General features: G+C 59.6%; 18 protein-coding genes, 2 tRNA genes and 1 pseudogene. 7 read left to right on the top strand and 14 right to left on the bottom strand.

Features of this window, described 5'->3' with window-relative positions:
* Nucleotides 1–531 precede the first annotated feature (531 nt).
* The 3 genes and pseudogenes from HHL24_RS23695 to HHL24_RS44120 all read left to right on the top strand — a co-directional run.
* A complete protein-coding gene (locus HHL24_RS23695; protein WP_169487796.1) occupies nucleotides 532–1,728 on the top strand; it encodes a YcaO-like family protein in 1,197 nt (398 codons plus the stop codon).
* A gap of 15 nt (nucleotides 1,729–1,743) precedes the next feature.
* Nucleotides 1,744–2,589 (top strand): class I SAM-dependent methyltransferase, encoded by an 846-nt coding sequence (locus HHL24_RS23690; protein ID WP_169487795.1) that lies wholly within the window; start codon nucleotides 1,744–1,746, stop codon nucleotides 2,587–2,589.
* A 28-nt stretch (nucleotides 2,590–2,617) separates the two neighbouring features.
* Nucleotides 2,618–2,770 (top strand): annotated as a pseudogene (locus HHL24_RS44120) (LysR family transcriptional regulator); the annotation flags it as partial.
* A 70-nt stretch (nucleotides 2,771–2,840) separates the two neighbouring features.
* Here the strand turns inward: HHL24_RS44120 and HHL24_RS23685 are convergent.
* Both HHL24_RS23685 and HHL24_RS23680 read right to left on the bottom strand, forming a co-directional pair.
* Entirely contained in the window at nucleotides 2,841–3,029 is a 189-nt protein-coding gene (locus tag HHL24_RS23685; protein WP_169487794.1) for a hypothetical protein, read from the bottom strand.
* A 187-nt stretch (nucleotides 3,030–3,216) separates the two neighbouring features.
* Nucleotides 3,217–4,134: a LysR family transcriptional regulator gene (locus tag HHL24_RS23680; protein ID WP_169487793.1), complete on the bottom strand. Its 918-nt coding sequence runs from the start codon at nucleotides 4,132–4,134 to the stop codon at nucleotides 3,217–3,219.
* 175 nt (nucleotides 4,135–4,309) lie between these two features.
* Here HHL24_RS23680 and HHL24_RS23675 point away from each other — a divergent pair, with 175 nt between their 5' ends.
* The 4 genes from HHL24_RS23675 (at nucleotide 4,310) to HHL24_RS23660 (ending at nucleotide 10,820) form a co-directional block, all read left to right on the top strand.
* Nucleotides 4,310–6,430: a 3-hydroxyacyl-CoA dehydrogenase NAD-binding domain-containing protein gene (locus HHL24_RS23675; RefSeq protein ID WP_169487792.1), complete on the top strand. Its 2,121-nt coding sequence runs from the start codon at nucleotides 4,310–4,312 to the stop codon at nucleotides 6,428–6,430.
* Between the two features lie 146 nt (nucleotides 6,431–6,576).
* On the top strand, nucleotides 6,577–7,785 hold the full coding sequence (locus HHL24_RS23670; protein ID WP_169487791.1) for an acyl-CoA dehydrogenase family protein: 1,209 nt from the start codon (nucleotides 6,577–6,579) through the stop codon (nucleotides 7,783–7,785).
* Between the two features lie 12 nt (nucleotides 7,786–7,797).
* On the top strand, nucleotides 7,798–8,928 hold the full coding sequence (locus HHL24_RS23665; RefSeq protein WP_169487790.1) for an acyl-CoA dehydrogenase family protein: 1,131 nt from the start codon (nucleotides 7,798–7,800) through the stop codon (nucleotides 8,926–8,928).
* Nucleotides 8,929–9,239: 311 nt separating this feature from the next.
* Nucleotides 9,240–10,820 carry an aspartate:alanine exchanger family transporter gene (locus HHL24_RS23660; protein ID WP_169487789.1) on the top strand — a complete coding sequence of 527 codons (1,581 nt, stop codon included), beginning with the start codon at nucleotides 9,240–9,242 and terminating at the stop codon, nucleotides 10,818–10,820.
* A 93-nt stretch (nucleotides 10,821–10,913) separates the two neighbouring features.
* On the opposite strand, the gene HHL24_RS23655 is transcribed toward HHL24_RS23660, so the two are convergent.
* The 12 genes from HHL24_RS23655 to HHL24_RS23600 form a co-directional block, all read right to left on the bottom strand.
* Nucleotides 10,914–10,990, bottom strand: a tRNA-Pro gene (locus HHL24_RS23655).
* Nucleotides 10,991–11,053: 63 nt separating this feature from the next.
* Nucleotides 11,054–11,461 (bottom strand): MerR family transcriptional regulator, encoded by a 408-nt coding sequence (locus HHL24_RS23650; protein ID WP_169487788.1) that lies wholly within the window; start codon nucleotides 11,459–11,461, stop codon nucleotides 11,054–11,056.
* Between the two features lie 46 nt (nucleotides 11,462–11,507).
* On the bottom strand, nucleotides 11,508–11,918 hold the full coding sequence (locus HHL24_RS23645) for an integration host factor subunit alpha (protein ID WP_063496729.1): 411 nt from the start codon (nucleotides 11,916–11,918) through the stop codon (nucleotides 11,508–11,510).
* 69 nt (nucleotides 11,919–11,987) lie between these two features.
* Nucleotides 11,988–14,423, bottom strand: coding sequence for a phenylalanine--tRNA ligase subunit beta (gene pheT / locus HHL24_RS23640; protein WP_169487787.1), 2,436 nt, complete (start codon nucleotides 14,421–14,423; stop codon nucleotides 11,988–11,990).
* Nucleotides 14,424–14,565: 142 nt separating this feature from the next.
* Nucleotides 14,566–15,579: a phenylalanine--tRNA ligase subunit alpha gene (pheS, locus tag HHL24_RS23635; RefSeq protein ID WP_074282769.1), complete on the bottom strand. Its 1,014-nt coding sequence runs from the start codon at nucleotides 15,577–15,579 to the stop codon at nucleotides 14,566–14,568.
* A gap of 157 nt (nucleotides 15,580–15,736) precedes the next feature.
* Complete coding sequence (rplT, locus tag HHL24_RS23630; RefSeq protein ID WP_006052502.1) at nucleotides 15,737–16,096, bottom strand: 50S ribosomal protein L20; 360 nt, start codon at nucleotides 16,094–16,096, stop codon at nucleotides 15,737–15,739.
* A 29-nt stretch (nucleotides 16,097–16,125) separates the two neighbouring features.
* On the bottom strand, nucleotides 16,126–16,323 hold the full coding sequence (gene rpmI / locus HHL24_RS23625) for a 50S ribosomal protein L35 (protein WP_074282768.1): 198 nt from the start codon (nucleotides 16,321–16,323) through the stop codon (nucleotides 16,126–16,128).
* Nucleotides 16,324–16,570: 247 nt separating this feature from the next.
* Complete coding sequence (gene infC, locus HHL24_RS23620; protein WP_074263967.1) at nucleotides 16,571–17,095, bottom strand: translation initiation factor IF-3; 525 nt, start codon at nucleotides 17,093–17,095, stop codon at nucleotides 16,571–16,573.
* Between the two features lie 49 nt (nucleotides 17,096–17,144).
* Nucleotides 17,145–19,052, bottom strand: coding sequence for a threonine--tRNA ligase (gene thrS, locus HHL24_RS23615; RefSeq protein ID WP_169487786.1), 1,908 nt, complete (start codon nucleotides 19,050–19,052; stop codon nucleotides 17,145–17,147).
* Between the two features lie 249 nt (nucleotides 19,053–19,301).
* A tRNA-Val gene (locus HHL24_RS23610) sits at nucleotides 19,302–19,378 on the bottom strand.
* A 130-nt stretch (nucleotides 19,379–19,508) separates the two neighbouring features.
* The gene (locus tag HHL24_RS23605) at nucleotides 19,509–21,752 is read right to left on the bottom strand and encodes a RelA/SpoT family protein (RefSeq protein WP_169487785.1); all 2,244 of its coding nucleotides are present in this window, start codon (nucleotides 21,750–21,752) and stop codon (nucleotides 19,509–19,511) included.
* A 60-nt stretch (nucleotides 21,753–21,812) separates the two neighbouring features.
* Nucleotides 21,813–22,166: a RidA family protein gene (locus tag HHL24_RS23600; RefSeq protein WP_169487784.1), complete on the bottom strand. Its 354-nt coding sequence runs from the start codon at nucleotides 22,164–22,166 to the stop codon at nucleotides 21,813–21,815.
* Between the last annotated feature and the right edge of the window lie 91 nt (nucleotides 22,167–22,257).

The following is a 22,257-nucleotide window of genomic DNA, read 5'->3' as shown; positions in this document are numbered from 1 at the left end:
GCCGACCGGTCGTACATGCGGGCATGCGGGCATGCGGGCATGCGGGCATGCCAACTATAAAGTCCAGCCGTGCTGCCTCACGAAGAAATGTCGCCCGACGGATTGTTGCGGACGAGCTTCCTCCAGCGACTGTACTGTTTTCACCCGCTCAGGCCGCCGCATGCAGAGTTGTCATGCGGGACGTTAATCCGCGCCATGAAGTCGCAGGGTTAATGACTATTACATTTTCAATTCACTTTTATTACTGTTTAATTGCTGTCATTTGACGGCGATGGTATCGCCGAATGGCACTTGAGGCGCAATCGGCGTGTGACAGTCTGACTTCTTTGAATCTAATCGGAGGTAGCTATGGGCTACGTAATGTGCATGTACACTAGCGACTACGAGGAAACCCAATCACTATCGAACTCACAAGAAGCTGAAGATATCAATCTTGATGCAATTCTAACAGCGGAGGAAATCGAAATTCTTTCTGACTAAGTTAGGAAAAAAGGGGGGAAATTCGCCCCCCTTTTTCAATGGAGTCTAGACATGCAATGTATCGTACCAGAACGCTCGCTTTCCCTCGTCGAGGCTGAAGCGAAAATCGATGCCCAGCTACGTGAAAACGCTGTGCGAATTAACCTGGATCGTTTCGGCACCCCACTTTCAAGTACGGTTGCGACTTTGGATTCTGAGGTGTTCAATGAAAGTTGCCGTGGATGCGGGAAAGGATATGAAGACGAAGCCCGCGTCGGTGCGAAATTCGAGGCGTACGAGCATCAGTATTCGTTGGAATATTTTCGAGCCGCTTGCAAACTCATGCCGTTTCAAAAGGTCGCAACACAACCAGCCTTGGCTGAGATACTCCCAGTCCGAATTCTTGCCAGGAGCAATCCAACGCAACTTGGCACGATACAATTTTACGATGATGAATTTCTCCCCCTTCATTACCCCGCTTTTCTGATTGACTACAACTACCCGTCAAACAAACCCACCGGAGATGACGCCGACTATCACTCCAGCAAACGATATTCCTGCGGCACCGGCTTGGCGGCTGGAGTGGGGTATATCGAAGCGGCTATTCATGCTGTGAGTGAAGTGATCGAACGACATAGCGTCGGACGCTTTATTGCTCAACATTTTTTCTACTCCTCTGAGCAAGCCGTTCGGGTCGTTTCGCCAGACTCATTGCCTGATGACGTCGCACAAGTATTTCATGATGCCGAGTCATGTCTGCATTCCAAAATTCAGTTGATTGACGTGACCAGTACGATCGACTGTCCAGTCTATATCGCACGCTGCCAGGAAAGAAATATTGCAGGTGTTCACGTAATGGGGGCGGGTTGCTCCATCTATTCCAGTCATGCAGCAACCCGAGCCATCAAGGAGTTGGCTCAACAACACCACATCGCTGAAGGTGTCGATTGGGTTCGCGACGAATGGCGGCGGCATATGCTGCATTTAAGTCCTATCCCCCGACTTCAACAATGTTTGGTGGCGGACCTCGATTCACAACAGGGAATCACAATGACCGAAGTGTCCCTCCCGGCAGATCCGCCCATTCTATTGCTCGACGCACAACTTGACTTACTAAAAAACAGGTGTAAGGCCGCAGGACTTCCCATTTGGTCCAAAGAACTGCATACCACCGAGCTAGGTATCAGCCTGGCCTGCGCCGCGATGCCGAATATGGAAAGATTCTCTATCGTATCGCTCGGCAACTACGTTGTCCCAACCTATAATTAAACCTGAGTCAATCTGATGCCAGCAGTCAGGATAGGAAAAAATGAACAGCACTCAATCTATTTTCTACGGGGCGAAGCCAATGTTTGGCTCGGAATCAAATCAAAAACGCATGCACTGAGTCGGTACAGCATCATTGAACCCGAAACCTTGCAAGGGGTAATACTAGCCGAGTCAACCTCCAGTGACTTTCATTATTTTGAAATCACCGCTCCGAAACACAACAACTGGAAGCAGGCGGTATTTGATCGCGCCAGTCAGATAAAAGGGTTCGACATTCACTTTCCCTACCCTCCTTTAGGAGAGACAGGTGACGAATTTACATGCCCAGATTCTTTCTGGACAGAATGCGCTTCAAACCCAATCCATCTGGATCAGGAGGAAGCGCACTTCCGCTCATTTACTGTTAATTTTCTGCGAAATATCGTTTATCCTGGTTGCGTTATCTACGACCCTGCCTGCTCAACTGGCTCATTCTCGAGCTATCTAAATGCATCGCTACCCCAATGCATTATTCTGGCATCGGACGCCTCCCTATCAATGACTCAGGCAGCGAGAAGAAAAATAGATCGCGCATTTGTCTGCGATGCAATGCATCCCGCAATTCGGAATAGTTCGTGCGACGTCCTGATTTGTCGCTTCCTTAACCATGAAGTCGTGACAACTACTTTAGCAAATGAAATTTTTTCAAAAATGGTGCCACTGATAAAGAACAACGGAAAAATTCTGGTTTTTGGGCACACTCCAATTTTAATTGATGTCCCAAGGATCAGTCAGCAATTTGGAATGACGCAAACATCAAGCCTTGGACGCTCGGAGATTCCGAATGGTCTCTTTCAATACTATATCGTCGGGTTTCGCTGAGTTTGCAGCGGCACGCCCGAGAAAAATACGTGGCGAGCTGGTGCCGTTGCTCACGGACTGGGCGCTCCCGAACGCTGACATTCACGCGATCTATCTGGAGCGGCATCGGCTGTCAGCAAAACTCAGAACATTTATCGACTTTCTTGGCGACGAACTAAAGGCAAGCGTTCGATCGGTTTAGCGCGCGTGCAGTGACAAGCGCGATGCTGCATGGCCTTCATGCGGGTCAGGCGAATACCCAGCGTGCGTGTTCACCCCGTGTGTTTGCTTCGTTGGGCGCGATTTGCGCGCCAGCGAATCAGGACGCCGATCAGTGCGGCAAAGGCCGCGGTGGCGGCATACCCGGCGAGGCGGATGACCTCCTCGCTCGAAAGACGGGAGACCAGCACAATGACAATGGCGATTGCAAGCAGAGTTAGAAATGCGATTGTCCATTTCATCTTCGTCTCCCCTGAAGTTTGATGTGCGGCCCAAGAGCGCACGGCTATCTCGCCGTTTTGTTAAGCATACCCGTGAGTGAGGCACCAGTGCTGGTGCCGCTTTCTTCTGCGTGCCCATGCAGTGAGTCCATCCTTGCTCAGTTCGCCTGCCGCGCACAGACCATCGGCGCACCGAAGAAAAACCGCTTCATCGCGGCTCAAGCGATAACCCTCTCCCACTTCCGCGCGCCTGCTCCAGAATGAACTCGATAAAACTCGCCGCCGCCCGCGTGTGATGCCGATTCGGCATATAGAGCATGTACATATTCGTACCGAAGATGCTTAGACGCCACTCATCGAGCGCTGTCACCACATCCCCACGGCGCAGGTCGTCCTGCACCACGTAATCGGGCACCAGACCGACACCCAGCCCGGCCAGCACCGCCTGGCGCAAGAACAGAAAGTTCTCCGAAATAATCGTCGGCTCCAGCAGCACTTCGTGGCGCTCGTCGCGCAGATACGCCGCCACGCGCAACTGCTTGCCAACCACCGCCGCCGTAATCAACGGTGTCGTGCGCAGATCATCAAGCCGCACTGGCATGCCCCGGCTTTCAGCAAAATCCGGCGAAGCACAGGCAACATATCGCACCGGCCCCATGTCGCGCGCGACGAGATTCTGCGGCGGCTCGGACATCACCCGAACCGCGATGTCGACCTCGTCGCGCATCAGATCCTCGACGCGATTCTCGAACATCACATCCAGCACGATGCCCGGATAAAGACGCTTGAACGCGATCAGCCAATCGGACATCACCAGTTGCCCGTAGCCGCTCGGCACACTCAACCTCACCCGCCCCTGCAAGCTCTGCCCGAGCGTGGTGACCGACTCGCGCGCGGCCAGCAGCGCGTTCTGGATCGTGCGGCCATGCTCGTATAACTGCAGACCGATTTCCGTCGCCTCGACCCGGCGCGTGGTGCGCCTGACCAACTGCAACCCGATCGAGCGCTCCAGCTGGTTCAGGTGGTAACTCACATTGGCGCGGCTCATTTTCAGCCGGCGCGCGGCTTCGCTCAGGTTGCCCGCATCGAGGATATCAACCAGCAGGGTCAGTGAATTGACGTCCATGACACGGCCTTTGTCAAAATAATTTTGACAGTCTGTCAACGGTCTATGTAATTGTCAATAAACCTTGACCAACCGACAATCGGAGAATTCGCCAGACCAGGCATGCCCGATCTGCCTCGATCTGCCTCGATCTGGCCCGAGTTGGCCGGTTAGCAAACAATCAGGAGACGACACGATGACCCTCAATCCTTCCGCCGATGTTGTAACGCGCGAATTGCGCGGCAAAGTCCTGCTGGTGACGATCGACCACGCGCCAGTCAACGCCTTGTCCGCCGACGTGCGGCGCGGCCTGCTCGCCGCCATTGAAGCCGCGGATGCCGACAAGGCCGTCGAGGCGGTGCTGATCGTCGGCGCCGGGCGCAACTTCATCGCAGGCGCGGACATTCGCGAGTTCGGCAAGCTGCCGGTGCCGCCGTCGCTGCCGGACGTGTGTAACCGCATCGAGGCGTGTGCGAAGCCGGTGGTGGCCGCCATTCACGGCGCGGCGCTCGGCGGCGGCCTGGAAGTGGCCCTCGCGGCGCACTACCGGCTCGCCGTGGATGGCGCGAAGCTCGGTTTGCCCGAAGTGCAACTCGGCCTGCTGCCGGGCGCAGGCGGCACGCAGCGTACACCGCGCCTGATCGGCGCGCAGGCCGCCCTCGACCTGATCCTGAGCGGCCGCCACGCCGGCGCGAAAGAAGCGCTCGCGCTCGGCCTCATCGACCGGCTCGGCAGCAGCGACGACATCCTCGCGGAAGGACTCGCCTATGTGCACGAATTGCTGGCCGCTCACGCTCCCGTACGGCGCACGCGCGATGCCGCGGCGCTAAACGGCCGCGCAGCGAGCCTCGCCGCCGTCGCCACGGCACGCGCGGAAACGGCGAAGAAATCGCGCGGTCTGTTCTCACCGCTCAAAATCGTCGATGCCGTTGAAGCCGCCGTAGAACAATCTTTCGAAGACGGCCTGCGGCTCGAACGCAAACTGTTCCTGGAATGCATCGACAGCCCGCAACGTGCCGGACTGATTCACGCGTTCTTTGCCGAACGCGAAGTGCTCAAGGCACCGGAAACACGCGATGCAAAACCCCGCGCGCTGAATAAAATCGGCGTGGTGGGCGGTGGCACGATGGGCGCGGGCATCGCCGTCGCGGTGCTGGATGCAGGCTTGCCGGTGACGACGATCGAGCGCGACGACGCGTCGCTCGCGCGCGGCCGCGCACACATTGAAAAGGTCTACGACGGCCTGATCGCCAAAGGCCGCATGAGTGCGGAGAAGAAAGCTGACGTGATGACGCGCTGGCATGGCAGCACCTCGTACGACTCGCTCGCCGAGGCCGATCTGGTGATCGAAGCCGTATTCGAGGACCTGTCGGTCAAGAAAGCCGTGTTCGCCGAACTCGATCGTGTCTGCAAAGCCGGCGCGGTGCTCGCCACCAACACGTCGTACCTGGACATCGACGCGATTGCGGCCAGCATTTCGCGCCCCGCGGACGTGATCGGTCTGCACTTCTTCTCCCCCGCCAACATCATGAAACTGCTGGAAGTGGTGGTGCCGAAGCAGGTCAGTGCGGACGTGGTTGCCACCGCGTTCGAACTCGCGAAGAAGCTGCGCAAGACACCGGTGCGTGCCGGCGTGTGCGACGGCTTTATCGGCAATCGCGTGCTGGCGGTGTATCGCAGCGCGGCGGACGCGATGATGGAGGACGGTGCGTCGCCTTATCAGATCGATGCGGCGGTGCGTGCATTCGGCTTCCCGATGGGGCCGTTCCAGGTGGTCGATCTGGCAGGCGGCGACATTGGCTGGGCCACGCGCAAGCGGCGCGCGGCCACACGCAATCCCGATGCACGCTACGTACAGATCGCCGATCGACTTTGCGAACGCGGCTGGTTCGGCCAGAAGACCGGCCGTGGTTTCTATCTGTACCCCGAAGGTTCGCGCAGTGGCTCGCACGACCCTGAGGTCGCGGCCATCATCGACGCCGAGCGTGAACGCGCCGGCATCACGCCGCGTACTTTCACCGACGAAGAAATCATGCGCCGCTACATGGCCGCGATGATCAACGAAGGCGCCAATGTTGTGCACGAAGGCATCGCGCTGCGGCCACTCGACGTCGACGTGACCTTCCTCTATGGCTACGGTTTTCCGCGTTATCGCGGCGGGCCGATGAAATACGCCGATACGGTGGGCCTCGCCACGGTGCTTGCGGACATCCGCGAGTTCGCGAAAGAAGACCCGTTGTTCTGGCAAGCGTCACCGCTGCTGATCGATCTGGTTGAGCGCGGCGCCGATTTCGCGAGCCTCAATCAGGCAGCTTGAGACGGCACTTCATTTGGAGCATTCTCGACCGGTGGCGGCCTGATCGCCACCGATCTGCCGGTCTGCCGGTTCGCCGGTTCGCCGGTTCGCCGGTTCGCCGGTTCGCCGGTTCGCAGCCCCAATAAATATCGAGGAAAGAACCCGCTATGGATCTGAACTTCACGCCTGCAGAAGAGGCTTTTCGCGGCGACGTGCAGCGCTTCTTGCGCGACAAGCTCCCGCAGCGTCTCGCCGACAAAGTCCACGGCGGCCGCCGTCTCACGCGCGACGACATGGCCGAGTGGCACGCGATTCTCAACGCGCAAGGCTGGCTCGCCAATCATTGGCCGAAGGAGTACGGCGGCCCGGGCTGGAACGCCGTGCAGAAATTTATCTTCGAGAATGAATGCGCATTGGCGGGCGCACCGCGTGTCGTGCCGTTCGGCGTCAACATGCTGGGCCCGGTGATGATCAAATACGGTAACGAGGCGCAAAAGCGCCACTGGCTGCCGCGCATTCTTGATGGCTCGGACTGGTGGTGCCAAGGCTACTCCGAACCCGGCGCGGGCTCAGACCTCGCGTCGGTCAAGACCACCGCGGTACGCGCCAGCGACGCGCAAGGCGAGCACTACATCGTCAACGGCCAGAAAACGTGGACCACGCTCGGCCACTACGCGAACATGATCTTCTGCCTCGTGCGCACCGCCACCGACGTGCGCAAGCAGGAAGGTATCAGCTTCCTGCTGATCAACATGAATACGCCAGGCGTCGAAGTGCGGCCGATCATCACGCTCGACGGCGAGCACGAAGTCAACGAAGTGTTTTTCACGGACGTACGCGTGCCCGTCGAGAACCTCGTGGGCGAAGAGAACAAGGGCTGGACCTACGCCAAGTACCTGCTCACGTATGAGCGTACCAATATCGCTGGCGTCGGCTTCTCCGTGGCCGCCTTTAACCGGCTGCGCAAGATCGCCGCGAAACAGAAGCGCAACGGCCGACCGCTGGCGGATGATCCCTCGTTTGCCGCACGCATGGCGCGCGTCGAAATCGATCTGGAGAACATGAAAACCACCAACCTGCGCGTGATCGCGGCCGTGGCCGGTGGCGGCGTGCCGGGCGCCGAGAGTTCGATGCTGAAGATTCGCGGCACTGAGATCCGCCAGGAAATCTCCTCGCTCACACGCCGCGCGATGGGACCGTATGCGCAGCCGTTCGTCGAGGAAGCCTTGCACGATGGCTTCGAGGGCACGCCAGTCGGTCCCGACGAAGCGGCGAGCGCTGCCTCGCTTTACTTCAACAACCGCAAGCTGTCGATCTTCGGCGGCTCCAACGAAATCCAGAAGAACATCATTTCCAAAATGATCCTGGGACTGTAAGGGGCGAACGCCATGAATTTCCAGCACACCGAAGACCGCCGCATGCTGGCGGATACGCTCAACCGTTTTGTCACCGAGCAATACGGCTTCGAAACGCGCGACCGGATTGCACGCTCGCCCGAAGGCTTCAGCGCCGACCTGTGGAATCGCTTCGCGGAACTCGGCATTATCGGCGCGTTGTTCGATGAAACGGATGGCGGCTTTGGCGGCGGCGGCTTCGATATCGCTGTCGTCTTCGAGAGTCTGGGTCGCGGCCTCGTGGTCGAGCCGTTTCTCGATACGCTAATCGTTGGCCAGGCGATCGCGCGTAGCGCCAACGAAACGCAAAAGGCCGCACTGGGCGATTTGATCGACGGATCCCGGATCGTTGCGCTCGCGCATGGCGAACCTGACGGCCACTACGAACTATCGCGCGTGACGACGCGTGCGGAACGCAATGGCAATGCGTGGAAGCTGAACGGCGCGAAAGCGGTCGTTCAGCAAGGCGAGAACGCTTCCCTCTTTCTCGTCTCCGCGCGCACGGACGGTACCGACGATGCCGAAACCGGCATCACGCTCTTTCTCGTCTCTCGCGACGCCGCGGGTGTCAGCGTGCGCGGCTATCACAAGATCGACGGCGGCCGCGCGGCCGAGGTCACGTTCGACAACGTCACGCTGGGCGACGACGCACTGCTCGGCACGGTCGGCGAAGGCTTTGCGACGCTCGAATACGCGATCAGCTGCGGCGTGCTGGCCTTGTGCTCCGAAGCGGTCGGCGCGATGGATGTCGCGAAGGACTACACGCTTGAGTACTTGCGCACGCGCAAGCAGTTCGGCGTGCCGATCGGCAGCTTCCAGGCATTGCAACATCGGATGGCCGATCTGCTGCTCGAGATCGAGCAGGCGCGATCGGCGGTGATCAACGCAGCTGCGGCGCTTGGGGCTGAACGCGCGGTGCGGGAACGGGCGGTTTCGGCGGCCAAATACAGTATTGGCAGGATTGGCGCGCTGGTTGCCGAGGAATGTATTCAGCTGCATGGCGGCATCGGCATGACGTGGGAGTTGCCGCTGGCTCACTATGCAAAGCGCCTCGTGATGATCGACCATCAACTGGGGGATGAGGATCATCACCTCGAGCGGTATATCGCGCTCGGCAGAGGTTGAGACCTGGCTCCCAGGCTTTCTCCGAATCAGCGCCGCTAAGGCAGTTTGCCAACGGCGCTGCCCTCGCCCGGTTTGCCAACGACTCAATGGCATCCATCGGCGCGAAGCACCGCTAACTAACCCGCATAGAATTTCCCCCGCCGCGGGCGTGCCCTCAGCGCCGCCCTCAAACACGGAAGAAAAAACCAGGATTCTGTTAGATACTGGCACACATCCCGCCCCAGAGGGCACCTCTTCGACTCATTCAGCATAAGCATCACAGCCGCAGGAAACCAGCAGAGCCCGAAGTCTTAAACCCTATCGGAGGAAACGTGGATTTCCTGAAGACGCTTCTCGAGCAGCAGCCCTTAATGACGCTGTTCCTCACCATCGCGGTAGGTTATTTCGTTGGCGAAATCAATATCAAAGGGTTCTCTCTCGGCGTCGGCGCGGTGCTGTTCGTCGCACTCGCTGCCGGCTGGTTCGCGCCGAAGTCAGCACCCGCGCCAATGATCGGCGCGCTAGGCCTCTCGCTCTTCCTCTACACAGTCGGCGTGCAATACGGCAAGCAGTTTTTCCTCGGGCTGACCAGCGCCGCTGGCCGACGCGCGAACCTCCTCGCATTGATCGGCGTGCTGTGCGCGGGCGCTGCGAGCGTCGCGATTCAGAAAATCATGCAACTGAATCCGGGCTATGCACTCGGCCTCTTCTCAGGTTCCGGCACCAGCACTGCTGCGTTGCAGGCAGCCATTGCCACGCTCGGCAACGACGATGCGGCAGTGGGATATTCGGTTTCCTATCCATTTGGCGTGGCCGGTCCGATCCTGCTGCTGTATCTGGCGTTCATGGTGCTCGCGCCGAAGATCAAAACGGCCTCCAACGCTGGCCTCGAAATCCTCGAAATCGGGCTACGCAACCCGGCGTTCTGTGGCAAGACGCTCGCCGAAGCGGTCACCGCCCTGCCCGCCAACGTGCAGATCGTCGCTGTGCGGAGCGCGCATCACAATGCTCCGGCCACACCCGAACTCGTGCTGACCGAAAACGATGTGGTGCTCGCTGTCAGTCCGAATGAGAGTGCGCTTGCCGAGGCCCGCAAGAGTCTCGGCGAAGCAGCGCCCGGGCGCGTGCTGCGAGACCGCGGCGATCTGGACTATCTGCGCGTGTTTGCCTCGCGTGCGAATGTGGTGGGCCGTATGCTTGGCGAACTGAAACTGCCGGACGGCTCGATCGTCGCGCATGTGCGGCGCGGGGACGCGGACGTCATGCCAAGCCCCGATCTGATACTCGAATACGGCGATCGGGTTGGGCTGCTAACGCAGCGCGCGGCGTTTCCGGCATTGCGGACCTTCTTCGGCGATTCGATCAAGGGCACGGCTGAATTCAGCTATATCTCGGTAGGCCTCGGGATGGCGTTGGGATTTCTGGTCGGCGCGATCCAGATTCCGCTTCCGGGTTTTGGCAAGCTTGCGCTCGGCTTATGCGGGGTTTTGATCGTGGCGCTTGTGCTCGGCAAACTGCGCCGCACGGGGGGCATCAACTGGACGATGCCACTGCCCGCAAACCTCGTGTTGCGCAATCTCGGGCTGACGATTTTTCTTGCTCAGGTGGGCATGGCGTCGGGGCCGAAGTTCGCCGCGACGGTCTCACAGACCGGACTGTTGATGCTTGCCCTTGGCGCGATCGTGCTGCTCGCGCTGGCCGCGCCAATTCTAATTCTGGGTCTGTTGGTGTACCGGCTACCGTACGACGAGGTGGCGGGCATCGTTGCCGGCGCCTGCGGCAATCCGGCGATTCTCGCTTTCGCCAACAAGCTCACGCCAACCGACAAGCCGGACATCGGTTACGCGATGATCTTTCCGGCTATGACGATCGTAAAGATACTGTTCGTGGATATTGTGCCAGGGCTGTGGTGACGGCGATGGGGCCAAAGGCGATCTGGGACGCCGGCCTGCGTCGAGACAAAGAAAAAGGCCTTACAAGCATTGCTTGTAAGGCCTTGATTTCTTTGGTCGGGGCGAGAGGATTTGAACCTCCGACCACACGCCCCCCAGGCGTGTACGCTACCAGGCTGCGCTACGCCCCGAACAGTTAAAAATTATAACAGACACTTCAAGCGATTAGAACCGCTCTACGCTAACAAAGCAAACTAGTGACCCAACAAATCGATCACGTGCAGCAACTCCTTGCGCAACTGCTCCACATCGACCGCAGCCGTTGCTGCTGCCGGCGCCGCTGCGCCCTCAGCTTCCTCGACTACGTCAGCCGGCGCGGCGCGCGCGCCACCGCCAGGCGAATCAAGCCGATTGCGCGCACCGTTGATCGTGAAACCCTGCTCATACAGCAACTCACGAATCCGCCGGATCAACAGCACCTCATGATGCTGGTAGTACCGGCGATTGCCGCGCCGTTTGACCGGCCTCAACTGCGTGAACTCCTGTTCCCAGTAGCGCAGCACATGCGGTTTCACGCCGCATAGTTCGCTGACCTCACCAATCGTGAAGTAGCGCTTCGCCGGAATCGGAGGCAAGACGACTTTTTCGATCGTCGCTGTCATCGTCAGTTAGCCGTCGTGGTGGGTTGCGCAGGGACGCGCCAATCGATCAGCGCGCGAAGCTCGCTTCAGCGCCGTTCTCGACCAGCGCTTTCAGCTTTTGACTTGCATGGAACGTCACAACGCGGCGCGCGGCGATCGGAATTGCCTCGCCGGTCTTCGGGTTTCTGCCGGGACGCTGGGGTTTGTCGCGCAACTGAAAGTTGCCGAACCCCGACAGCTTCACGCTATCGCCACTCTCCAGCGCGTCACGGATCACCTCGAAGAACGCTTCGACCATGTCTTTCGCTTCCCGCTTGTTGAGCCCGACATTGTCGAACAGCAACTCGGCAAGTTCAGCCTTGGTCAGCGTCGGCGTTTCAGTGGAAACGGCCGCGGGTGATGTCGGAATTTCGCGAATCATGGCGCTGCGTTGCGCCGTAAGAAGGGCTTCGAAATCACTCGAGTTCATTTCATTCATATCTATCAAATGGCGCGCCAAGCAGAAACGTAAGTTGCGGAAAAATGCCGTGCAAATGTTAAATGCGGGTTATCCACGCAACCGTGCGCCATATACTCGAGCCAGACGTTCCACAAGAGTTTGAATGGCCAAATCGACCGTTTCATCCTGAAGGGTCCCGCCAGTATCTTGCAAGGTCACACGGAACGCAAGGCTTTTCTCGTGAGCAGCCAGACCAGCGGAAGTGTTTGATTTTGGACGGAATTCGTCGAAAAGCGCAACCTTCTGGACAGTCTTGCAGGCCTCTTCAGACTGAGCCTTCTGGAGCTCGTCCAGCAGCGCCTGCACCTCGATTTTCTGATCGACGACCACCGCAATATCGCGACGCACGGGCGGGAATTTAGACACGTCGGCCGGAGTCGGCAATACCCGCTGCATTAATGCTTCCGCTTCGATTTCAAACAGAATCGGCGCATGCGACAAATCATATTTTTGCATCCAGCGCGGATGCAATTCGCCAATCCAGCCCACTGCGCGGCCATTCAGTTCAATACGCGCGCTGCGGCCCGGATGCAAGGCCGGATGCTCCGCTTTCACGAAGCTTGCCACGGCCGGCGCGAGCACGGCTTCCAGATCGCCCTTCACGTCGAAGTAGTCGACTGCGCGCGTTTGCGCGCCCCACTGCTCTTCGAGCGCGGGACCGTAGGCGAGGCCTCCGATCATCTTCGGCTGCGCGAAACCTTCTACCGTCAGCTCACCTGCCTTGATCGACGGATCGTGCAGGAACACGCGGCCGGCTTCGAACACGCGCACGCGATCGGCGGCGCGACGGTTCAGGTTCGTGCGCAGCACATTGATCAGGCTACCGAACAGCGTGGTGCGCATCACCGACAGCTGGCTCGCAATCGGATTCAGCAGACGTACCGGCTTGTCGTTGCCGGCGAAGTCCTGTTCCCACTCGGCGTCCACGAAACTGAAGTTGACCGTTTCCGCGTAATCGCGCGCGGCGAGCGCGTGACGGATCACGTGGATCGAACGCTGCGTTTCGTTGGTCGGCAGCATTTCGCTGGTCGCGACCGGCGGACGTGCGGGGATCTTTTCGAAGCCGTAGATACGCGCGACTTCTTCGATCAGGTCTTCTTCGATTTCGATATCGAAGCGGTAAGACGGCGGCATCACCGAGAACGTATCGCCGTCGCGTTCGAACGTGAGGCCGAGGCGCGTGAAGATCTGCGCGATTTCGTCCGCGTCGATCTTGATGCCGATGATGCGGTTCGCACGCGAGACCCGCATCTTCACCGGCTCACGCTTCGGCACGTTGACGATCTGATCGTCGACCGGGCCGGCTTCGCCGCTACAGATATCGAGGATCAATTGCGTAATGCGTTCGATGTGTTCGACGGTGGTCGCGTAATCGACACCGCGCTCGAAACGATGGCCTGCATCGGTCGAGAAGTTGTACTTGCGCGAGCGGCCGCGAATGCTATCCGGCCACCAGAACGCGGCTTCGAGATAGATGTTGGTGGTGTCAAGCGTGACGGCCGTGCTGTCGCCTCCCATGATGCCTGCGAGGCTTTCGATGTGCTGTTCATCGGCGATCACGCCCACGGTTTCATCGAGTTCGACGGTGTTGCCGTTCAGCAGCTTGAGCGTTTCGCCCTTGCGGCCCCAACGCACATCCATACCGCCGTGGATCTTGTCCAGATCGAACACGTGCGACGGACGACCGAGTTCGAGCATCACATAGTTCGAGATGTCGACGAGCGCGGAGATGCTGCGCTGACCCGAGCGTTCGAGACGCTGCACCATCCATTGCGGCGACTTCGCGCGCGCATTCACGCCGCGAATCACGCGACCCGAAAAACGGCCGCACAGATCGGGCGCCGAGATTTTGACGGGCAACGTTTCGTTGAGCTTGACTTCGGCCGGCTTGATCTCAAGCGGACGCAGCGGCGCGCCGGTGATCGCCGACGTCTCGCGCGCCACGCCGAACACCGACAGGCAGTCCGCCTTGTTCGGCGTCAGCTTGATTTCGAAAACCGTGTCGTCGAGATTGAGCGTTTCGCGGATGTCCTGGCCAATCGGCGTATCTTCCGGCAGGATCATCAGGCCGCTATGATCTTCCGAGAGCTTCAGTTCGCGTGCAGAGCACAGCATGCCCTGACTTTCCACGCCGCGCAGCTTCGAGAGCTTGATCGCGAACGGCGTGCCGCCTTCTTCGGCCGGCGGCAGTTGCGCACCGACCAATGCGACCGGCACCTTGATGCCCGGCGCGACATTCGGCGCGCCGCACACGATGTTCAGCGTCGCGCCCGTGCCGGCGTCGACCTGACACACGTTGAGCTTATCCGCGTCCGGGTGCTTGACGACTTCCAGCACCTGGCCGACGACGATCTTCGAGGTCGGCGGCGCGGCCGGCCGCAGGTCTTCGACTTCGAGACCCGCCATCGTCAGCGCGTGCGACAGCTCATCGGTCGTCAGTTGCGGATCGACAAAGGTTCTCAGCCAGGATTCCGGGAATTGCATGGTTCTGTGTACGTTCTGATCGGGTTAGGTCCACGTCCGGCAGCTGCTTCAATACTCGCCATTGACGAGCGCTGCCGGGGACGCTGCTGCGGCACTGCGCACAGTGCCGCGCTCTATGCTTGTCGCGTTCGTACGCGCCAGTTCACGCGAATTGACGCAGGAAACGCAAGTCGTTTTCGAAGAACAGACGCAGGTCTTGCACGCCGTAACGCAACATCGTGAGCCGCTCGAGGCCGCTGCCGAAAGCAAAACCGATGTAGCGCTCGGGGTCGAGGCCCATGTTGCGGATCACCGTGGGGTGAACCTGGCCGGAACCCGAAATTTCAAGCCACTTGCCGGCGTTCTTGCCCGTTTCGAACAGCATGTCAATTTCAGCCGACGGTTCGGTGAACGGAAAGTACGACGGACGGAAGCGCACCTGAATATCGTCGCGTTCGAAGAATTTCTTGAGGAAGTCGGAGTAGACACCCTTCAGGTCCGCGAAGCTGATGTTCTCGTCAATCCACAGGCCTTCGACCTGGTTGAACATCGGCGAATGCGTTGCATCGCTGTCCACACGATACGTGCGGCCCGGCACGATCACCTTGATGGGCGGCGTGTTGGTACGGGCGTAACGCACCTGCATCGGACTGGTGTGCGTGCGCAGCAGCAGTTGACGGCCGTCGGCATCTTTGCCGTCGACGTAGAAGGTGTCCTGCATCGAACGCGCCGGATGGTTTTCCGGGCTGTTCAGCGAGGTGAAGTTGTACCAGTCGGTTTCGATTTCGGGGCCGTCGGCCACGTCGAATCCGATCGACCGGAAAATCTGTTCGACGCGCTCCCACGTGCGCATCACCGGGTGCAGGCTGCCTGCACCGGTGCCGCGGCCGGGCAGCGTGACGTCGATGGCTTCAGCGGCGAGGCGCTGGTTCAGCAACGCGTCGGCCAGCGCCTGACGGCGGGCCGTCAACGCGGCTTCCACTTGTTGCTTGACGAGGTTGATCCGTGCGCCTTCGGTCTTGCGCGTTTCGGGATCGAGTTTGCCAAGGCCCTTCAATAGCTCGGTCAGCGCACCCGATTTGCCGAGAAAGCGCGCTTTCTCGTTCTCGAGGGTGGTGACGTCGGAGGCTTCTGCGAAGGCTTTTTGCGCGTCGGCGACAATCTGGTCCAGATCCATTGATCCCATCATTTCAACGTCAGTGTTCAATCGTTGCAAAACTGGTTCTACCAACAAAAACGGGGCTCGGTGAGGAGCCCCGTTTTTGTTGCAGCGTCACCGAGACTACCGGATGTTCGCTACAACGAACCACGCAGTTTAATTGCCCAAAGCGCAATCAGGCTGCAACGGCGGCTTTCACCTGCTGAACGATCGCAGCAAAAGCAGCCTTGTCAAACACAGCCATGTCGGCCAGCACCTTGCGGTCGAGTTCGATCGAAGCCTTCTTCAGGCCGTTGATGAACACGCTGTACGTCATGTCGTGCTGACGCACCGCCGCGTTGATACGCGTGATCCACAATGCACGGAACACACGCTTCTTGTTGCGGCGATCGCGGTAGGCGTATTGGCCTGCGCGCATGACCGCCTGCTTGGCGATGCGATAGACGTTATTGCGACGGCCGCGGTAACCCTTGGCCAGCTTGATGATCTTCTTGTGACGGGCCCGTGCGGTAACCCCACGTTTTACTCGAGGCATATCTTGCTCCTATGAGTGTCGGTTAAGGGTTAAGCGAACGGCAGCATTGCGCGCACGGAGTTCATATCTGACTCATGAACTGACGTGGAACCGCGCAAATGGCGTTTGTTCTTGGTGGTCTTCTTGGTAAGAATGTGGCGCTTGAAGGCTTGACCGCGCTTGACGGTACCGCCCGGACGCACCACGAAGCGCTTTGCAGCACTCTTCTTGGTCTTCATCTTCGGCATGACAACTCCATTATTAGATGGATATGGGTGTGCGGTCGGCCAGATGGCCATTACCCGCCCTTCGAAACCCATTCCACTTGGTATGCAGACCGCCGATACTGCCGGCAGCCGCTTTTCAGGAAGCGGCGCCCATTCGCATAGGCACCGATCCGAAACCTGCCGATACCGCGCCGGACACCCGGCACAGCATCGTTCAATCTTTGACAACCAGAGCGCGCGCCACACGGCGCGCCGCTGCTCCAATCGCTTACTTCTTTTTCTTCGGCGCGAGCACCATGATCATCTGGCGCCCTTCCATTTTCGGCATCTGCTCGACCTGACCGACTTCGTCGAGGTCCGTGCGCAGGCGCTCGAGCATGCGCATACCGATTTCCTGGTGAGCCATTTCGCGGCCACGGAAACGCAACGTGATTTTCGTCTTGTCGCCGTCGTCGAGGAAGCGGATGAGGTTGCGCAGCTTGACGTTGTAATCGCCGTCATCAGTGCCCGGGCGGAATTTGACTTCCTTGACCTGGACGATCTTCTGCTTCAGCTTGGCCTCGTGTTGCTTCTTCGCTTCCGAGTACTTGAACTTGCCGTAGTCCATCAAACGGCAGACCGGCGGAACCGCTTGCGGAGCGATTTCGACCAGATCCACATCTTGCTGTTCCGACATGCGGAACGCATCAGCGAGTTTCACGATGCCGAGCGGTTCGTTCTCGACGCCGACCAGACGCACCTCGGGTGCTGTAATTTCACCGTTGATGCGGTGCGCAGACTTATCAGTAGCGATGTTACGTTTCCTCTAAAAATTAAAAAAACGAGCCGGGCTGCCAAGTGGCTCAGTTGAACGACTGCACGTCCTGGCGCAGACGCTCAATGAAGGTATCGAGAGGCATCACACCCAGATCGACACCACCACGGGCACGCACGGCTACCGTTTGGGCTTCACGCTCTTTGTCACCGACCACAAGCAGGTACGGCACCTTTTCTAGCGTGTGCTCGCGTATTTTATAGCTAATCTTCTCGTTGCGCAAATCGGCCTCCACTCTAACCCCTTGTTTTTGCAACGATTGGGCTAGAGACTGCGCATATTCGGCCTGACTTTCCGCGATATTCATCACCACAACCTGCATGGGCGCGAGCCATGACGGCATTGCACCAGCATGGTGCTCGATCAGAATACCGAGAAAGCGCTCCATTGATCCGACGATTGCCCGGTGCAGCATGATCGGGCGGCGACGGCTATTGTCTTCGGCGACGTATTCGGCGCCCAGGCGCTCCGGCAGCACCATATCGAGCTGCAACGTGCCGCACTGCCACGAGCGGCCGAGCGCGTCCTTGATGTGGTACTCGACCTTCGGGCCGTAGAACGCACCCTCACCCGGCAACTCTTCCCACGTCACGCCGCACGCCGTCAGCGCCTCGCGCAGGCCCTGCTCCGCACGATCCCATGTCTCGTCCGTGCCGGCGCGCGCATCCGGGCGCAGCGACAGCTTGATCTCGACATTGTCGAAGCCAAAGTCCTTATAGACGCTCATGGCCAGCGTGTTGAACGCGATCGATTCGCTGATGAACTGGTCTTCGGTACAGAAAATGTGCGCGTCGTCCTGCACGAAACCGCGCACACGCATCAGGCCGTGCAGCGCGCCCGACGATTCGTTGCGGTGGCACGAGCCGAACTCGGCGTAGCGCAGCGGCAGATCGCGGTACGAGCGCAGACCGTGGTTGAACACCTGCACGTGACCGGGGCAGTTCATCGGCTTGATTGCGTAGTCGCGCTTTTCCGACTCGGTCGTGAACATGTTTTCACGATAATTCTGCCAGTGACCGGACGCTTCCCAGAGCGAGCGGTCCATGATCATCGGCGTCTTGATTTCAAGGTAGCCAGCGTCGTTCACGCGGCGGCGCATGTACTGCTCGACCTGCTGCCACAGCGTCCAGCCACGCGGATGCCAGAACACCATGCCCGGCGACTCGTCCTGCATATGGAACAGATCGAGTTGCTTGCCGAGCTTGCGGTGATCGCGCTTCTCTGCCTCTTCGAGCATGTGCAGATACGCGTCCTGGTCTTCTTTCTTCGTCCAGGCCGTACCGTAGATGCGCTGCAACTGCTCGTTCTTCGAATCGCCGCGCCAATAGGCGCCGGCGAGCTTCATCAGCTTGAAGACCTTCAGCTTGCCGGTGGACGGCACGTGCGGGCCGCGGCACAGATCAGTGAAGCCGCCATGCGAGTAAAGCTTGATTTCGTCGGTAGCCGGAATCGATTCGATGATCTCGGCCTTGTACTTTTCGCCGATGCTCTTGAAGTAGTCCACAGCTTCGTCGCGCGACACTACGCGGCGCGAGACCGGCTCGTCTTTCTTCGCGAGTTCCTGCATGCGCTTTTCGATCTTCTCGAGATCTTCAGGCGTGAAGGGACGGTTATATGCGAAGTCGTAGTAGAAGCCGTTGTCGATCACCGGACCGATCGTGACTTGCGCTTCCGGATACAGATCCTTCACCGCGTACGCGAGCAAGTGCGCTGCGGAGTGGCGAATGATATCGAGGCCGTCCGCGTCTTTCTCGGTGACGATGGCAAGCGCCACGTCGTGATCGATCAGCGTGGACGTGTCGACGAGTTCACCGTCGATCTTGCCGCCGAGCGCGGCCTTCGCGAGGCCGGGGCCGATCGAGGCGGCCACTTCGGCGACGGTCACCGGATGCTCGTACTGTCGAACAGAACCGTCAGGCAGACGTATCGAAACCATTGCGTTCTCCGTGGTGCCGACCGGCGGCGGCACATACAACCATCAAATAAGCCAAAAAAAATGCGGCCCCGCTTTCGAGGGGCCGCATTCACATTTCCTGCAAACTACATTGGCGAAAGTGGTCCTCGACTAGCGTCGCTCCGAAGTAGTTTCGGTCAACGTTCGCGGTGTCATACCCTACTCGCCTTTTGCGCCGAGGCGCTTACTGCAGTTTGCGAAACCCCGGTAAAACCGGAATTTCTCTTTCGTTGGTAGGCTCGATTGGACTCGAACCAACGACCCCCACCATGTCAAGGTGGTGCTCTAACCAGCTGAGCTACGAGCCTGAAGAAACGAGATTATATGGAGCGCCACACCGCTTGGCAAGTACTTTTATGCACCGACTTTAAATTTCTACTCACACGCGCGGGCGCATCGAACGGATGCCTGTTGACACCTGGCCACCTCGCCCAAGCTTTAGTTCTTGCGTGTAGCGCGCATCACGCCCGTTACTTCACCCAGCAACGTACACGCGCGCTGAATCTGCGCAGCGCTCGATACCTCGACAGTGAATTGCATAAACGCGGCGTTACGTCGCGATTGCGTTTTCACGCCGATCACATTCATTTTCTCGCGCGCGAAAACTTCCGAGATATCGCGTAGCAGACCTTGGCGATCCGTTGCCTCGATGCTGAGGTCAACGGGATAGACCGATTGCCCGCGGCCGCTCATGACATCTGCCGACCATGCGGTTTGCAACACACGCTCCGGCGCGCGATCGGCCATGCGCAGGAAGGTCGGGCAATCGCTGCGGTGGATCGACATGCCCTTGCCGCGCGTGACGAAGCCGCTGATGTCGTCGGGCGGTGCCGGACGGCAACAACGCGCGAGTTGCGTGAGCAACGCGTCGACGCCGACCACCAGCACGCCCGTAGAAGCCCCGCGGGCGACGCTCGCGCCGCTACTGCGCTTCTCGAACTGTTCCGGCGCTTCGACTACCGGCTCGGGCGGCGGCGCATCGTGCAGCGCCTGCTCGACGAGCCGCAGACTGAACTCTTCCTTGCCGACCACCGAGAACAGATCGTCGGTGGTCTTGAAGCCGAGCTTGGCGGCGAGCTGATCGAGATTGACCGACGTCTTGCCCTCGCGCTGCAGGGTCTTTTCGACCATCGCACGGCCGCTCGCGATGTGCTCCTGCACTTCGACCGCGTTGAACCACGCACGCACTTTCTGCCGTGCCCGATGGCTCTGCAGATACCCGAGTTGCGGGTTGAGCCAGTCACGCGACGGACCGCCCTCTTTCACCGCGACGATCTCGACCGTCTGACCATTCTGCAGTTGCGTATTGAGCGGCACCATTGCGCCATCGACACGCGCGCCACGGCAGCGATGCCCCAGCTCGCTATGCAGGTGATACGCGAAGTCCACCGGTGTCGCGCCGTGCGGCAGCGGAATCACGCGCGCTTGCGGCGTGAGCACGTAAATGTGGTCGTCGTCGAGCGTAGCCTGGCGCAGTTGCTCCCACGGCTGCGCTGCGCGCTTCTCGCCGTGCTCGCCCTCCGAGACTTCGTCCTTCCACGCAAGCAACTGGCGCAACCACGCAATCTTCTCGTCGTACTTCTCATTGGCGCTGAACTGGCCGCCGTAACCACGCGTGCCCGCTTCCTTGTAGCGCCAGTGCGCCGCCACGCCGTACTCGGCGAACTGATGCATTTCCTGCGTGCGGATCTGCACTTCGAACGCACGGCCGTCGTCGCCGATCACGACCGTGTGCAGCGACTTATAGCCGTTCGGCTTCGGCCGCGAGATGTAGTCGTCGAACTCTTTCGGCACCGGCTGCCACAGGTTATGCACGATGCCGAGCACGGTGTAGCAATCCTTGATGTCCGGCACGATCACGCGAAACGCGCGCACGTCGTACAGCTCGGCGAAGTCCAGCTCCTTGCCGCGCATCTTGCGCCAGATGCTGTAGATGTGTTTCGGCCGGCCGCTGACCTCGGCCTGGACATGCGCCGCAGCCAGTTCCCGCTGCAGACGTTCGATTGCCTGCGCAACATAACTCTCGCGCTCGACGCGCTTCTCGTCGAGCAGCTTGGCGATGCGCTTGTAAGTGACCGGCTCTTCAAAGCGGAGCGCGAGATCCTCGAGCTCCCATTTCAGTTGCCAGATGCCCAGACGGTTCGCGAGCGGTGCGTAAATATCGAGCGTCTCACGCGCGACGTCGGGCGACGGCGTGATTTTCGCCGCCGCGTAATAGCGCAGCGATTGCAAGCGCGACGCGAGCCGGATCAACACGACGCGAATGTCCTGCGCGAACGCGAGCAGCATCTTGCGCAACGCCTCGACCTGGGCGCGGCGCGCAGCCTGCGCATCTCGCCCCGCTTCAGGCATCGCATTCTGCGCCGCGCGCAAGCTCACGGTACCCAGGCGAAGCAACTTGCGAACGTCGCCGACCAGTTGCGCGACTTCTTCGCCGAAGTTGTCGGCAATCAAGCGCTCCGGATCCTGCAGATGCGGCGTCAGCGCAAACAAGGCCGCCGCCAGCACAGCCGGCGGATCGACGTTAAGCGTGCGCATGATCGACGCCGTACCCGCCGCATGATCCGCCAGCAACTCGCCCGATGAGAGCCGCACCTCGCCCGCATGTTCGCGCACGAACGCCATCGCTTCGTCGAAGGACGGGATGGGGGTCGGAGTACTCGTAACGATTTCGGTAGTCATGGTGCGACGGCCCACCGGGCCAGACGGATCAACGGAATTTCAACAACTGCGAGGCCAGGCTTAAGCGAGCTGCGCGGCGACCACGACGATTTCGACGAGGCACTTCGGATTCGCGAGCTTGGCTTCGACGGTGGCGCGCGGCGGCGTGTCGCCTTGTGCGACCCACTCGTCCCACACCGCGTTCATGCCGGCGAAGTGCACCATGTCCGAGATGTAGATCTGCACGGACAGCAACTGCGACTTGTCGCTATTCACTTCGTCCAGCAGACGGTCGATATGACCCAGCACTTCGCGCGTCTGACCCGTGATGTCCTGATCATCGTCTTCGGCAATCTGGCCCGCGAGGTACACGGTGCCGTTGTGCACGGCGATTTCCGAGAGGCGCTTGCCGACGTGGTGACGAATGACTGCCATGAAGAATCCTGAGGTTGATTGAAAGTTGATCGAAGATGCGTTCCGCATTGCGCCCGCTCGCTCAAGGCTCAAGAACGCCGCGCGGAACTCT

The sequence above is a fragment of the Paraburkholderia polaris genome (assembly GCF_012927345.1).
Lineage (GTDB): Bacteria > Pseudomonadota > Gammaproteobacteria > Burkholderiales > Burkholderiaceae > Paraburkholderia > Paraburkholderia polaris.
Note: the sequence above shows the minus strand (reverse complement) of the source record. Positions and strands in the feature narration are given on the sequence as shown.

Excerpts from the sequence above, each read along its gene's own strand:
- HHL24_RS23695 (WP_169487796.1), top strand. The coding sequence starts at position 532 with ATGCAATGTATCGTACCAGAACGCTCGCTTTCCCTCGTCGAGGCTGAA.
- HHL24_RS23690 (WP_169487795.1), top strand. The coding sequence starts at position 1,744 with ATGCCAGCAGTCAGGATAGGAAAAAATGAACAGCACTCAATCTATTTT.
- HHL24_RS23685 (WP_169487794.1), bottom strand. The coding sequence starts at position 3,029 with ATGAAATGGACAATCGCATTTCTAACTCTGCTTGCAATCGCCATTGTC.
- HHL24_RS23680 (WP_169487793.1), bottom strand. The coding sequence starts at position 4,134 with ATGGACGTCAATTCACTGACCCTGCTGGTTGATATCCTCGATGCGGGC.
- HHL24_RS23675 (WP_169487792.1), top strand. The coding sequence starts at position 4,310 with ATGACCCTCAATCCTTCCGCCGATGTTGTAACGCGCGAATTGCGCGGC.
- HHL24_RS23670 (WP_169487791.1), top strand. The coding sequence starts at position 6,577 with ATGGATCTGAACTTCACGCCTGCAGAAGAGGCTTTTCGCGGCGACGTG.
- HHL24_RS23665 (WP_169487790.1), top strand. The coding sequence starts at position 7,798 with ATGAATTTCCAGCACACCGAAGACCGCCGCATGCTGGCGGATACGCTC.
- HHL24_RS23650 (WP_169487788.1), bottom strand. The coding sequence starts at position 11,461 with ATGACAGCGACGATCGAAAAAGTCGTCTTGCCTCCGATTCCGGCGAAG.
- HHL24_RS23645 (WP_063496729.1), bottom strand. The coding sequence starts at position 11,918 with ATGAATGAAATGAACTCGAGTGATTTCGAAGCCCTTCTTACGGCGCAA.
- pheT (WP_169487787.1), bottom strand. The coding sequence starts at position 14,423 with ATGCAATTCCCGGAATCCTGGCTGAGAACCTTTGTCGATCCGCAACTG.
- pheS (WP_074282769.1), bottom strand. The coding sequence starts at position 15,579 with ATGGATCTGGACCAGATTGTCGCCGACGCGCAAAAAGCCTTCGCAGAA.
- rplT (WP_006052502.1), bottom strand. The coding sequence starts at position 16,096 with ATGCCTCGAGTAAAACGTGGGGTTACCGCACGGGCCCGTCACAAGAAG.
- rpmI (WP_074282768.1), bottom strand. The coding sequence starts at position 16,323 with ATGCCGAAGATGAAGACCAAGAAGAGTGCTGCAAAGCGCTTCGTGGTG.
- thrS (WP_169487786.1), bottom strand. The coding sequence starts at position 19,052 with ATGGTTTCGATACGTCTGCCTGACGGTTCTGTTCGACAGTACGAGCAT.
- HHL24_RS23605 (WP_169487785.1), bottom strand. The coding sequence starts at position 21,752 with ATGACTACCGAAATCGTTACGAGTACTCCGACCCCCATCCCGTCCTTC.
- HHL24_RS23600 (WP_169487784.1), bottom strand. The coding sequence starts at position 22,166 with ATGGCAGTCATTCGTCACCACGTCGGCAAGCGCCTCTCGGAAATCGCC.